A 12,080-nucleotide genomic window follows, 5' to 3' on the forward strand; every position below is an offset into this window, starting at 1 on the left:
ATTATTGTGAGCAATCCAACTGAAACGGCTTTTCTAAAGCTTGTCAACCAGCATAAAGGTATCCTGTACAAAGCCTCGCGCATCTATGCCGATTCTATGGAAGATCGGGAGGATCTGCAACAGGAAATCCTGATCCAGCTTTGGAAATCTTACCAGAACTTCAAAGGAAACAGTGAGTTTTCTACCTGGATGTACCGTGTTGCCATCAATACCGCCATCACTTATCTGAAAAAGGAAAAACAGAGAAGCACTAATCATACAGACACGCTCCCTCATTTTGAAGTCCAGCAAGAAGATTATAACCCGGCAAAGGACAGGCAGCTTGAAATCTTCTACCTTGCTGTTCAGGAACTGAATGCTTTGGAAAAAGCGGTTATATTTTATTTCATGGAAGGAATGTCCCACAAAGATATAGGAAGCAATCTCGGACTGAGCGAAGGTAACGCCCGTGTAAAACTCAACAGAACAAAAGAAAAAATACAACAAATCATAAAAAAATCAGGCTATGAATTTTGATCAATTAAAAGAACAATGGAATAATGAACCCAATGATGTCAAAATTCCTGACACCATAGAGCAGCTAAAAGAAAGCAAACATCCTATCGAAAAAATTCAGAAGAATATGAAAAAAGAATTTCCGTTTCAGGTTCTTGCAATCATTTTTATCGCATTTTTTCCCTTTCAGCTCCATTTCCTTCCTTCACAGTATCTTATCTATTATATATCTTATACGGTGATGGTAATCATTTCACTCTACTATCTTTTAGGTTTTTATAAATTTTACAGACAGACAGAATTGTATACTGGAAACACCAAAAACAGCCTGTGGAAAATATATCATGAACTCCGGCTGAATATGGAAAGGTATCAGTCTTTCGGGTTTCTGTTATTACCTCACCTTCTGATTACAATTGGTCTGGGAATCTACAATCTTTTGGAGAAGAAAGGAAAATCTCTATCCGAATTATCAGATACTCAACAATTGTTTCTCATTTTAGCGGTAATGGCAGGAACTTTAATATATGTGGCCAGTATTAGCTTTTATACAAAGCTTATCTACGGACGAAGTGCGAGACAATTAGAAAACATACTGAATGAAATCGATGAATAATTATTAAAATATCCCAAGCAAAAAAGCATTTTCATATCAACCTCAGACAAAATCTGGGGTTGTGTTTTTTAAAAAAACGTTATTTATCATGTTCAAATTTATCAGAGGTTTTATTTTTCCTTAAATTTGCAAATCGGAAATAAATTGCTATGGATCTTAAATTATTCTGATCCTTCCCATGATTTTCCGAACAACATAAATTACTAAAATATGCTATCAAAAATAAATCCTATACAAACTAACAGCTGGAAAGCTCTTGACGAACACTTCGCCGGAAATGATTTTGACCTGAGAAGTCTTTTCCAATATAACCCGAACCGTTTTACTGAATTTTCTTTACAGAAGGACAATTACCTTTTTGATTATTCTAAAAACCTGATCGATTCAAGAACAAAAGGACTTTTACTACAATTGGCAGAAGAATGCCAGCTAAAGGATGCTATTGCTAAAATGTTCTCCGGAGACAAGATTAACGAAACGGAAGGAAGAGCAGTTCTGCATACGGCATTGAGAGATTTTTCGGATCGTGAGATTCTTGTGGATGGCGAAAATATCAAGCCACAGATCAAAAAAGTTCTTGACCAGATGAAAGCTTTCTCTGAGAAGATCATTTCCGGAGAACATAAAGGATTCAGTGGAAAAGAGATTACGGATGTAGTCAACATCGGGATTGGAGGATCAGATTTAGGTCCGGTAATGGTTTGCTCTGCTTTAAAGCATTTTAAAACAAGATTAGATGTTCATTTCGTTTCCAACGTAGATGGAAATCATATCGCAGAAGTAGTAAAAAACCTGAATCCTGAAACCACTTTATTCATCATTGCTTCCAAGACCTTTACGACTCAGGAAACCATGACGAATGCCAACTCTGCTAAAGACTGGTTCCTGAAAGCCGGAAAACCGGAAGATGTAGCCAAGCATTTCGTGGCTTTGTCTACCAATACACAAGAAGTGAAAAAGTTTGGGATCGCAGAAGAAAATATTTTTGAATTCTGGGATTGGGTAGGTGGAAGATATTCTCTTTGGAGTGCTATCGGACTAAGCATTGTACTGTCTGTAGGATACGAAAACTTTGAGCAGCTTTTAAGAGGAGCTTATGATACTGATCAGCATTTCCAGACTGCTGATTTCTCAGAAAACATTCCTGTGTTAATGGGACTTTTAGGAATCTGGTACCGTAATTTCTATGCAGCCACTACTTATGCGATCTTACCTTATTCTCAATATTTAGACAGGTTCGCTGCTTATCTTCAACAGGGAGACATGGAAAGTAATGGAAAATGCGTAGACAGAAACGGAGAATTTGTAGAATATGAAACAGGACCTATCATTTGGGGAGAACCTGGGACAAATGGTCAACACGCATTCTATCAATTGATCCACCAAGGAACAGAATTGATCCCGGCAGACTTTATTGCTTATACAAAAAGTCCAAACAAAGTTTCGGATCACCAAGATAAATTATTAGCGAACTTTTTCGCTCAGACTGAAGCACTTGCCTTCGGAAAACTGGAAGAAGAAGTAGAAGAGGAACTTAGAAATTCAGGAAAATCTGATGAAGAAATTGACAGATTGATCAACTTCAAGGTTTTCCACGGAAACACCCCTACTAACTCAATCTTATTCAAAGAATTAACTCCTTTTTCATTAGGACAGCTAATTGCATTGTACGAGCATAAAATCTTTGTACAGGGAGTGATCTGGAATATTTTCAGCTTTGACCAGTTCGGAGTAGAATTAGGTAAAGTATTGGCCAATAAAATTCTTCCGGAACTTGAAAATAATGAAGCAATAAGCTCTCATGACAGCTCTACCAACGGATTGATCAATTACTATAAGGAAAACAAATAGTAAGTAAAAAGAAAGTAAAAGTAAATCTAAATAAAGTAAAAAGTAAAAATGGCAGAAATTCTTGACGGGCTTAAAGTGTCCAAAGAAATAAAAGCAGAGATCAAAGCGGAAGTAGAAAAGATTCTTGCAACAAAAAGAAGAGCTCCACACCTGGTGGCTATTCTGGTTGGAAACAACGGAGCAAGCAAGGCTTATGTGAACGCTAAAGTAAAAGACTGTGAAGAAGTAGGATTTCAATCCAGCTTGATTAAATTTCCAAGTACAGTTTCAGAATCTGAACTGTTGGAAAAAATTGATGAACTGAACAAGTCTAAAGCGGTGGACGGATTTATCGTTCAGCTTCCGTTACCGGATCAGATCGATCAGGAAAAAATCATCAATGCAATCGATCCAAGAAAAGATGTAGACGGGTTCCACCCTGAAAACTTCGGAAAAATGGCATTGGAAATGGATACTTTCTTACCGGCAACCCCTTTCGGAATTCTTACATTATTGGAAAGATATAATATCGAAACCAAAGGAAAAGACTGTGTGATCATCGGAAGAAGTAAAATTGTAGGAAGACCGATGAGTATCCTTATGGGAAGAAAAGATTTCCCGGGGAACTCTACTGTTACTCTTACGCACTCATACACAAAAGACATCGAAGAATATACCAGAAAGGCAGACATCGTCATTACCGCTTTAGGAGATCCTCATTTCTTAAAAGGAGATATGATCAAGGAAGGTGCTGTAATCGTTGACGTGGGAATCACGAGAGTAGATAATGATTCTCCGAAGGGGTATTACCTTGCAGGTGACGTAGATTTTGACAGCTGTGCCGCCAAAGCAAGCTGGATCACACCGGTACCTGGGGGAGTAGGCCCAATGACGAGAGCAATGTTGATGAAAAACACCATCATTGCCTACAAAACTTCGGTCTATAACGACTAATTTTAAAATGAATAAAGAACAAGATATTTTATTAAAAGAAGGTAAAATGCTCCCTGTGATGGAGCATTTTTACACTTTACAGGGAGAAGGGGCACACACTGGGAAAGCAGCTTATTTCATCAGATTAGGAGGCTGTGATGTAGGATGCCACTGGTGCGATGTAAAAGAAAGCTGGAATCCGGATCTTCATCCGCTGATGAATGCGGTAGAAATTGCTGAAACTGCAGCAAAACACTGCAAAACCATTGTTCTGACCGGAGGAGAACCTCTGATGTGGAATTTAGACATTCTGACATCCAGACTGAAAGAATTGGGATGCACAGTTCATATTGAAACTTCAGGAGCTTATCCTATGAGCGGACAATTGGACTGGATCACCCTATCCCCAAAGAAAACAGGACTTCCTAAGGATGAAATTTATCAGAAAGCCAATGAGCTTAAAATGATCATTTTCAATCATCACGACTTTACCTTTGCGCAGGAGCAGGCTGCAAAAGTTTCTGAAAACTGCAGACTTTATCTTCAGAGCGAATGGAGTAAAAGGAATGAAATGTATCCTAAGATTACGGATTTTATCCTGGAACACCCGGAGTGGCAGGCGTCAGTTCAGACCCACAAATATCTGAATATCCCGTAAAAATACGTACATTAGCTAGCTGTTCCGTTATAATACCGATAGATGCAGAGAATTCGATACTCCAGATACCTGAAATCGATCATTATTTTGCTTGACCTCATGGTTATTGCATCTATCTTTATATTCTTTTTTATAAGCAGAAACGAAAGTTTAAAATACCATAAAGAAACCTGGTATCAGAATGCTTTTTCGCTGATCTTGCTGTTTTTGTTCTGGGTGCTTCTGAGCGGTAGGACAAAAATATACAATATCCCGAGGAACCTTACGTATACCTTGTTTCTGGAACGTCTTTTAATTCACTTCCTGTTTTTTATACTTGGCGTACTGCTTATAGGGAAGGTCAGCAATAATGTCTTTTTCAATTCGGATATATACTGGCTCTCATTTTATCTTTTTTCCTTTATTTTTCTGGTAAAATCACTGATCTATTTCACCATCAAATATTTCCGTTCCCTGGGGATCAACTACAGAAATGTCATGTTTTTAGGGAATAACGATTCTACCGAAATTCTGAAAAATATATTTAAGGACCGTAAAGACTACGGATACCGGATATTCGAATATCAAAATCCTGAAATCTCTGTGGCTGAAGTAGTCAGCTTCTGGAAGAAAAACGGGATTCATACGCTTTTCATCTCCACAGAAAATGCATATGATGAAAATACTGAAACCGAAATTTTCAGGCTGGCGGAAGAAAACAAAGTACACATATCATTAATTCCGAGTATCACGCAAAGTGATTTTTTCCTTTATGATCTTGGATATATACAAACCCAGCCTATTCTCAGCCAGGCAAGGTATCCACTGGATTATTATTCTAATTTTCTGATGAAAAGGGCTTTTGACATTTTCTTTTCACTTCTTGTATTGGTTTTTGTCTGCTCATGGGCATTTCCTATCATTGCACTACTGATTAGGACAACGTCAAAAGGACCTGTTTTCTTTCTGCAGAAAAGATACGGATTTCATGAAGAGGTATTCAGCTGTCTTAAATTCAGAACGATGGTTGTGAATGATGAATCGGCAACGAAAACGACCTCTGCCAACGATTCGAGGATTACAAAGGTGGGTAAATTCTTAAGAAAAACAAGTCTTGATGAACTTCCGCAATTCATCAATGTATTGAAGGGAGAGATGTCTGTAGTGGGGCCACGCCCTCATATGCTGGCTGTAGATAATTATTACAAGCCCAAAATCGGAAGATACAGCCTGAGAAGCATGGTAAGTCCGGGTATTACGGGCCTTGCTCAGGTAAGCGGATTAAGGGGTGATTTCGGAGATGTGGAAGTGGAAATGAAAAAACGGGTTCTGGCCGATGCCTTTTATGTAAGAAACTGGAGTTTTGTTCTGGATCTGGTCATTATTTTAAAAACCGTTTTATTAGTGATAGCAGGAGATAAAAATGCAAAATAAAGCTTAGGTATGGGTAAAGATTCAGATAATTTTAACATTATTCTCTATCTCAGTCTTGTTTCTGACCTTAGCCTAATTCAATAAAAAAGTCTAATTTAGCAGTATGTTAAAAAAGTTTTTCACAGCAGTAGGAGAATACATGATCCTTTTAGGGAAATCCCTGCAGAAGCCTCAGAAAATGAGGGTTTTCTGGAAGCTGTTAATGAGAGAAATTAATGATTTGGGAGTAAATTCTTTCGGACTTGTAGTCTTCACTTCTATCTTTGTGGGGGCTGTTGTCGCTATTCAGATGTTCAACAACTTTGATGCCTCATCCTTTCCTATTCCTCCTTCATTTGTAGGATATGCTACGAAAGCGGTATTGGTACTAGAATTTGCCCCTACCATTATCAGTTTGATCTTAGCAGGTAAAGTAGGATCCTATATTGCTTCCAGTATCGGAACAATGAGAGTATCTGAACAGATCGATGCATTGGATATTATGGGAGTCAACTCACCCAACTTTCTGATATTTCCTAAAATTATCGCCTGTATGATTTTTAATCCACTTTTGATTGCCATCAGTATTGTATTCGGTATCGGAGGAGGTTATATTGCAGGGATATTAACAGGAAACTGGACAGAAAACGACTATATCGTTGGTATTCAAATGTATATGCCGAATTTATTTATTTACTATGCATTTACCAAAACGATCGTATTCGCTTTCATTATTGCGACCGTTCCTTCATATTTCGGATATTTTGTAAAAGGAGGATCTCTTGAAGTGGGTAGAGCCAGTACGCAGGCAGTGGTATGGACAATGGTATTCATTATCATTTCCGAATTAATTTTAACCCAATTAATATTAAGCTAATGATTGAGGTAAAAGATCTTAAGAAAAGTTTTGGCGATGTTGAAGTACTTAAGGGAATTTCAACTTCATTTGATAAAGGAAAAGTAAACTTAATCATTGGGCAGAGTGGTTCCGGGAAAACGGTTTTTTTAAAAAGTTTATTGAACGTTTATATGCCGTCTTCCGGAGAAATTTTATTTGACGGACGGGATGTCAATACCATGACACGGGATGAAAAACAACATCTTCGTTCAGAAATCGGAACGGTATTCCAGGGAAGTGCGCTATTTGATTCATTAACGGTAGAAGAAAACATCATGTTCCCGCTGGACATGTTTACGAACCTTACTTATAGAGAGAAAAAGAAAAGGGTTTTTGAAGTAATAGGCAGGGTACACCTTGATAAAGCAGATAAAAAATATCCTTCTGAAATCTCCGGAGGAATGCAGAAAAGGGTTGCCATTGCAAGAGCCATTGTCAACAATCCCAAGTATCTGTTTTGTGATGAGCCCAACTCAGGACTTGATCCCTATACATCAAAAGTAATCGATGATCTTCTTTATGAGATCACGAAAGAATATAATACCACGACCATCATCAATACTCACGATATGAACTCTGTAATGACGATTGGCGAGAAAATTGTATACCTAAGGCTGGGAATCAAAGAATGGGAAGGTAACAAAGACATCCTGATCACAGCAGGCAATAAAAATCTGATTGATTTCGTTTATTCTTCAGAACTCTTTAAAGAACTGCGAGAATATTTACTTGAGAATAATAAAACGATTGAAAATACAAAAATAGACGATAATGAAAAAGGTACTTAGTATAGCTTTAGTAGGGTTTTCAATGTGGGCTTCGGCACAGATCTCACTGGCAGGTAAAGCCAATTTAATATTTCCTACAGGTTCGCCTTCATGGTCCAATATTAAGGGAACAGTGAACGATGCTATTGACGGGACAGGAAAAAATAATGTTGGATTCAACGTTGGACTTTCATTAAAAGTAGGTCTTCCTACTTCATTATTTTTAATGCCGGAAGTATATTATACCCACTTCAAAAATGAGTTCACCACCCAGAACACTACTTTTGACGTGAAGAGCAACCGTATCGACGTACCGGTACTTTTGGGATACAATCTATTAGGGAATATGCTTGGGGTTTTCGTAGGTCCGGTAGGGAGTTTCAATTTAAGCAAAGACAATACTTACAACGATTTCAAAGAAAACGCTAAAAATGACTTTACAGTAGGTTACCAGTTTGGCGCTCAGCTTGAAATCAAGAAACTTATTGTGAATGCAAAATACGAAGGGGCTTTCAGCAAGGATGAAAGAAACTTCATCAACAGAGTTTCCGGTTCGGAGATCAGATATGACAACAGACCCAATCTATTTATGGTAGGGGTAGGATATAAATTCTAACGAATATTTGAAAATAAAAACCTGAAAACCCTTAGATCTAAATCTGAGGGTTTTTATTTTGACTTTCAAGCTCAGCCTGACGTTTTGCAATATCAGCCGCCTGTTTTTCCAAATCTTCTTTTTCCTTCTGCAATTGCTTGAATTCTTTTTTCTTCTGTTCTGCCTTTATAGCACTTCCTTTGCTTACATAACCTACCATTCCGCCAATGATAAGCCCTATCCCAACGCCAGCCATCATTCCCATGATGTGGGAAATCTTAATCTGTTCTACAGCAAAATCTGTGGTAAGATAGAAAAGTAAGGCAGAGACTGCTAAAAGTATAAGTCCGGTAATTGATAAACTCTTCATAATATTGTGTTTAGGTGGTTACATTAAAAAAGCCTTACCAAATTTACTAAAAATTTAATAAGGCCTTACTCAAGATTAAAATTCTAATTATATTTTTCCTCCCGCAGCCTTATAATATTCTAAAGCTTTCGGAAGATCCTTATTAATATCTGAAATTCTTGTTTCCGGGCTTGGGTGGGTAGATAAGAATTCCGGTTGTCTGGCACCTGAAGATGCAGCTTCCATTCTGTTCCAGAAAGGGATCGCAGCTCTCGGATCATATCCTGCCATAGACATCAGGTAAAGCCCCATTTCATCGGCTTCTGACTCCTGCCCTCTACCATATTTCAACAAAGCAACCTGTGAGCCGATAGGATAAACCTTCTGGAAAATACTTGCCCATTGTGCATTTGAAATTGTTCCTCCAAGAATAGCTCCTCCATATTGAGCCACCATTGCCTGGGAAATTCTTTCATTTCCGTGGCCTGCCAATGCGTGAGATACCTCGTGTCCCATTACAACAGCAAGTCCGTTATCGTCTTTTGTAATCGGCAATATTCCTGTATATACAGCTACTTTACCGCCAGGCATACACCAGGCATTTAGTTCGTTGCTCTGCAAAAGATTAAATTCCCAGCTATAGTTGGCAAGATCTGCTGATCTTCCGATATTCTGATAATATCTTTCTGCTGCATTCTTGATTCTGTTTCCTACATTTACCACTCTCTTTGCATCTGCTGTCCCGGTAATCACTTTACCTTTAGACAATGTCGTTCTGTATTCCTGTGAAGACATTGTTAAAATTTCCGAATTGTTGGCCAACTGTAATGAGGACCTCCCCGTAATAGGGTTTGTAGTACAGGCAACGGCCGACAGAGCAATAGCTCCCATTCCTAATAGATGTGTAACTTTCATAGTGTGAGTGTTAATAATTCAACCTTAACAATTTTTATTCCAAAATATTTCAGAATGCATAAATTTGCATACATTTTGCTGTTTAAAATTAATAATTATATCGATTATGAAAAAGTATATTTCAATTCTGATGGTTTTTGGGTTTCTGTTTTTTTTTCAGAGCTGCGCTTCTCAGGGCTCTGCGGATTCACAAGTAGTAAGCAGCTTAGTGGCTTCTCAGGAATTTACCTTCCATGCTGAGAAAGCTAACCCTACAAATTATGACGTTATTAACGTGATGAGCTCCATGCCCAATTCTACCATGACCAGAATACTGAATCTGGACGGAAGTTATACCATTGAGCTCAGTAAAAATAACATGAATGTAGCCTTACCTTATTTCGGAAGACTATTTAACCCTACTTATGGAAATACCAGTGACAACAGCTATAGATTTACTTCAAAAGACTACACCGTCAATAAATCTCAAAATAAAAAAGGGACCTGGATCTTTAGAATCAAACCTAACGATGTAAAGAATGTACAGGAGATTAATATTGAGGTCTACAAAAATGGAAAAGCCTATGTTTCTATAAGAAGTAATGACAGACAGCCTATTACTTACGATGGATACGTTTCTAAAAACGAAGAAAAACAGGAAAAGGAAAAGCTTTAATCCTTTTTTCCTCCGGATAAGAATTTTTCAACAAATAATTTTGCTTCAGTGCTTGGACTCGAAACCATCTCTGAAGCATTTTTTTTGTGCATTGTGTAAGCTTCTTCCAGCTCATTGCTCTTTTTCATAAGGGATAGAATATATTCCTGTACCCAATATTCAAATCGTTTTTCAGCCTGTTGAATACGGACTTCATCAAAACGGCCGCTTTTCTTTTTCAAATCAATAAACTCAGAGATTGTATCATAGATCTCTTTCAGCCCTTCATTGTGTAGAGCAGAGCCCAATAAAACCGGTATTTTCCATCCTTTTTCTTTGGGTGGAATAAAGTCTAATGCTCTTTTAAGTTCCAGTCTTGTACTTTTTGCCTTCTGAAGATTGTCCTGATCTACTTTATTGATGAAAATAAGGTCTACCATTTCCATGATTCCCCGTTTTATTCCCTGCAGTTCGTCTCCGCCGCCAATGATCTTAAGGAATAGAAAAACATCGGTAATATCTGCAACAAGAACTTCCGACTGTCCTACTCCAACGGTTTCTATCAAAATATAATCATACCCGGCAGCTTCACAGATCATCATGGTCTCGAAGGTGGTATTGGCAACTCCTCCCAGAAATCCGGAGCTTGGGGAAGGTCTTATGAATGCATTTTCTTCTTTTGCCAGCTCTTCCATTCTGGTTTTATCTCCCAAAATACTGCCTTTATTGATTGAAGAACTGGGATCAATCGCCAGCACGGCTACTTTCTTGCCTTCAGCAATCGCCAATCTTCCGAAACTTTCTATAAAGGTAGATTTTCCGGCACCCGGAACCCCTGTCACCCCTACTCTTATCGAATGGCCTGTAAAAGGCATTATTCTTTTCAAAAGTTCTTCTGCCTGTATCCTGTGCTCTGCTTTCTTGCTTTCAACCAATGTAATAGCTTTTGCAATCAGGCGTTTGTTTCCTGATCGTATTCCTTCTATTAGCTCTTCTGTAGAAAATTTCATTGATTCAAAAATAATAATTAAAATGGGAATGATCAATAGTCCGTTACTAATGATGGAAATAAATACTCTTATTGAGGTTTTTGCATTTTTAGCATTTATCGACAATCTAATGCTTATTTTTTCTAAATTAAAACTACAACGCAGTGTATCAGTGCCCTGCGGAATTCATTACATTTGTTATGTATCAAAATAAGAAACATGAAAAAACTCATTGCTGCGGCATCATTCACTGCCATTCTACTCGTTTCCTGTACCCCAAAAGCATCTACTGCGGCGGCTACTCCCGGAACTACAACATCTACTGCTGAGCAGATTGCTCAAGGAAAAACGATTTTTGAAAATTCTTGCGGAAGATGCCACAAGCTGCCGGACCCAGCTTCACACAACCCTGTACAGTGGGTAGGAATTATGAACGCAATGGCTCCTAAGGCAAAGCTTACGGATGATCAGCACAAATGGGTTTATGATTATATTGTTTCTGCGAAGAAGTAATCATCAAACAACAAAAATATGGGTATGAAAAAATTAATCTTAAGCGGTATTGCAGCATCAGCATTTCTGGTGTCTTGCGGACCAAAGAGTGTGGCAGTAACGGGGCCCAAGTATACCTCATCTGAGCAGCTGGCCCAGGGAAAAACAATTTTTGAAAACGCTTGCGCAAAATGTCATAAGCTCCCGGAGCCGACGAAACATGATGACAAGGGATGGATCAACACTTTAAGCAGAATGGCCCCTAAGGCTAAACTTAGTGACGACCAACACCAAATGGTTTATGATTATCTGATCTCTGTTAATAAAAAATAGAGACTCCTCAGAATTAAAAAAAATTAAATTCTTTTGCCACGAATGCACTAAAAGAGCGAGGTTGTCTCAAAAGGACAGCCTTTTTTATGGGCGTATTTTTTTGTAACTCATATTTTTCAATGAATTTATTTTTCGGGGGTCATATTTTTGAGTTTTTATGGTAGAATAAAGCAAAGGGAGGATT

The 12,080-nt window shown here is 38.1% G+C and carries 15 protein-coding genes; 12 read left to right on the top strand and 3 right to left on the bottom strand.

Going from position 1 to position 12,080, the window contains the following annotated elements:
• Positions 1–6 precede the first annotated feature (6 nt).
• The 9 genes from AC106K_RS27315 to AC106K_RS27355 all read left to right on the top strand — a co-directional run bounded on the left by AC106K_RS27315 (position 7) and on the right by AC106K_RS27355 (position 8,205).
• Positions 7–516 (top strand): RNA polymerase sigma factor, encoded by a 510-nt coding sequence (locus AC106K_RS27315; protein WP_482448768.1) that lies wholly within the window; start codon positions 7–9, stop codon positions 514–516.
• Entirely contained in the window at positions 506–1,111 is a 606-nt protein-coding gene (locus AC106K_RS27320) for a hypothetical protein (RefSeq protein WP_482448769.1), read from the top strand. Before AC106K_RS27315 ends, AC106K_RS27320 begins: the two co-directional genes overlap by 11 nt.
• 210 nt (positions 1,112–1,321) lie before the next feature.
• On the top strand, positions 1,322–2,962 hold the full coding sequence (gene pgi / locus AC106K_RS27325; protein ID WP_482448770.1) for a glucose-6-phosphate isomerase: 1,641 nt from the start codon (positions 1,322–1,324) through the stop codon (positions 2,960–2,962).
• Positions 2,963–3,010: 48 nt separating this feature from the next.
• Positions 3,011–3,895: a bifunctional 5,10-methylenetetrahydrofolate dehydrogenase/5,10-methenyltetrahydrofolate cyclohydrolase gene (locus AC106K_RS27330; protein WP_047097196.1), complete on the top strand. Its 885-nt coding sequence runs from the start codon at positions 3,011–3,013 to the stop codon at positions 3,893–3,895.
• A 7-nt stretch (positions 3,896–3,902) separates the two neighbouring features.
• Positions 3,903–4,532, top strand: a complete 630-nt coding sequence (locus AC106K_RS27335) for a 7-carboxy-7-deazaguanine synthase QueE (RefSeq protein WP_482448771.1) — start codon at positions 3,903–3,905, stop codon at positions 4,530–4,532.
• A 42-nt stretch (positions 4,533–4,574) separates the two neighbouring features.
• Positions 4,575–5,945 (top strand): exopolysaccharide biosynthesis polyprenyl glycosylphosphotransferase, encoded by a 1,371-nt coding sequence (locus AC106K_RS27340; protein WP_482448772.1) that lies wholly within the window; start codon positions 4,575–4,577, stop codon positions 5,943–5,945.
• 103 nt (positions 5,946–6,048) lie between these two features.
• A complete protein-coding gene (locus tag AC106K_RS27345) occupies positions 6,049–6,801 on the top strand; it encodes an MlaE family ABC transporter permease (RefSeq protein WP_047097199.1) in 753 nt (250 codons plus the stop codon).
• Complete coding sequence (locus AC106K_RS27350) at positions 6,801–7,610, top strand: ABC transporter ATP-binding protein (RefSeq protein WP_047097200.1); 810 nt, start codon at positions 6,801–6,803, stop codon at positions 7,608–7,610. The genes AC106K_RS27345 and AC106K_RS27350 overlap by 1 nt, the downstream gene beginning before the upstream one ends.
• Positions 7,594–8,205: an outer membrane beta-barrel protein gene (locus tag AC106K_RS27355; protein ID WP_482448773.1), complete on the top strand. Its 612-nt coding sequence runs from the start codon at positions 7,594–7,596 to the stop codon at positions 8,203–8,205. Before AC106K_RS27350 ends, AC106K_RS27355 begins: the two co-directional genes overlap by 17 nt.
• A 37-nt stretch (positions 8,206–8,242) precedes the next feature.
• On the opposite strand, the gene AC106K_RS27360 is transcribed toward AC106K_RS27355, so the two are convergent.
• Together AC106K_RS27360 and AC106K_RS27365 are read right to left on the bottom strand one after the other, a co-directional pair.
• On the bottom strand, positions 8,243–8,554 hold the full coding sequence (locus AC106K_RS27360; protein ID WP_185288682.1) for a hypothetical protein: 312 nt from the start codon (positions 8,552–8,554) through the stop codon (positions 8,243–8,245).
• A gap of 87 nt (positions 8,555–8,641) precedes the next feature.
• Positions 8,642–9,448 carry a M48 family metallopeptidase gene (locus AC106K_RS27365; protein WP_047097203.1) on the bottom strand — a complete coding sequence of 269 codons (807 nt, stop codon included), beginning with the start codon at positions 9,446–9,448 and terminating at the stop codon, positions 8,642–8,644.
• Between the two features lie 106 nt (positions 9,449–9,554).
• Here AC106K_RS27365 and AC106K_RS27370 point away from each other — a divergent pair, with 106 nt between their 5' ends.
• Positions 9,555–10,103, top strand: a complete 549-nt coding sequence (locus tag AC106K_RS27370; RefSeq protein ID WP_482448774.1) for a DUF4251 domain-containing protein — start codon at positions 9,555–9,557, stop codon at positions 10,101–10,103.
• Here the strand turns inward: AC106K_RS27370 and meaB are convergent.
• On the bottom strand, positions 10,100–11,092 hold the full coding sequence (gene meaB / locus AC106K_RS27375) for a methylmalonyl Co-A mutase-associated GTPase MeaB (RefSeq protein ID WP_482448775.1): 993 nt from the start codon (positions 11,090–11,092) through the stop codon (positions 10,100–10,102). The genes AC106K_RS27370 and meaB overlap by 4 nt on opposite strands.
• Before the next feature lie 198 nt (positions 11,093–11,290).
• On the opposite strand from meaB, the gene AC106K_RS27380 reads away from it, so the two are divergent.
• Both AC106K_RS27380 and AC106K_RS27385 read left to right on the top strand, forming a co-directional pair.
• On the top strand, positions 11,291–11,584 hold the full coding sequence (locus tag AC106K_RS27380; protein ID WP_482448776.1) for a c-type cytochrome: 294 nt from the start codon (positions 11,291–11,293) through the stop codon (positions 11,582–11,584).
• Positions 11,585–11,608: 24 nt separating this feature from the next.
• Positions 11,609–11,896, top strand: coding sequence for a c-type cytochrome (locus AC106K_RS27385; RefSeq protein WP_047097263.1), 288 nt, complete (start codon positions 11,609–11,611; stop codon positions 11,894–11,896).
• The last annotated feature ends 184 nt before the right edge of the window (positions 11,897–12,080 follow it).

Source organism: Chryseobacterium sp. FR048 (genome assembly GCF_056844665.1).

What these genes read in the sequence shown, in the direction of transcription:
- AC106K_RS27365 (WP_047097203.1), bottom strand. Translation starts at nt 9,448, where the DNA reads ATGAAAGTTACACATCTATTAGGAATGGGAGCTATTGCTCTGTCGGCC.
- meaB (WP_482448775.1), bottom strand. Translation starts at nt 11,092, where the DNA reads ATGAAATTTTCTACAGAAGAGCTAATAGAAGGAATACGATCAGGAAAC.
- AC106K_RS27355 (WP_482448773.1), top strand. Translation starts at nt 7,594, where the DNA reads ATGAAAAAGGTACTTAGTATAGCTTTAGTAGGGTTTTCAATGTGGGCT.
- AC106K_RS27330 (WP_047097196.1), top strand. Translation starts at nt 3,011, where the DNA reads ATGGCAGAAATTCTTGACGGGCTTAAAGTGTCCAAAGAAATAAAAGCA.
- AC106K_RS27380 (WP_482448776.1), top strand. Translation starts at nt 11,291, where the DNA reads ATGAAAAAACTCATTGCTGCGGCATCATTCACTGCCATTCTACTCGTT.
- AC106K_RS27345 (WP_047097199.1), top strand. Translation starts at nt 6,049, where the DNA reads ATGTTAAAAAAGTTTTTCACAGCAGTAGGAGAATACATGATCCTTTTA.
- AC106K_RS27350 (WP_047097200.1), top strand. Translation starts at nt 6,801, where the DNA reads ATGATTGAGGTAAAAGATCTTAAGAAAAGTTTTGGCGATGTTGAAGTA.
- AC106K_RS27385 (WP_047097263.1), top strand. Translation starts at nt 11,609, where the DNA reads ATGAAAAAATTAATCTTAAGCGGTATTGCAGCATCAGCATTTCTGGTG.
- AC106K_RS27360 (WP_185288682.1), bottom strand. Translation starts at nt 8,554, where the DNA reads ATGAAGAGTTTATCAATTACCGGACTTATACTTTTAGCAGTCTCTGCC.
- AC106K_RS27335 (WP_482448771.1), top strand. Translation starts at nt 3,903, where the DNA reads ATGAATAAAGAACAAGATATTTTATTAAAAGAAGGTAAAATGCTCCCT.
- pgi (WP_482448770.1), top strand. Translation starts at nt 1,322, where the DNA reads ATGCTATCAAAAATAAATCCTATACAAACTAACAGCTGGAAAGCTCTT.
- AC106K_RS27340 (WP_482448772.1), top strand. Translation starts at nt 4,575, where the DNA reads ATGCAGAGAATTCGATACTCCAGATACCTGAAATCGATCATTATTTTG.
- AC106K_RS27320 (WP_482448769.1), top strand. Translation starts at nt 506, where the DNA reads ATGAATTTTGATCAATTAAAAGAACAATGGAATAATGAACCCAATGAT.
- AC106K_RS27370 (WP_482448774.1), top strand. Translation starts at nt 9,555, where the DNA reads ATGAAAAAGTATATTTCAATTCTGATGGTTTTTGGGTTTCTGTTTTTT.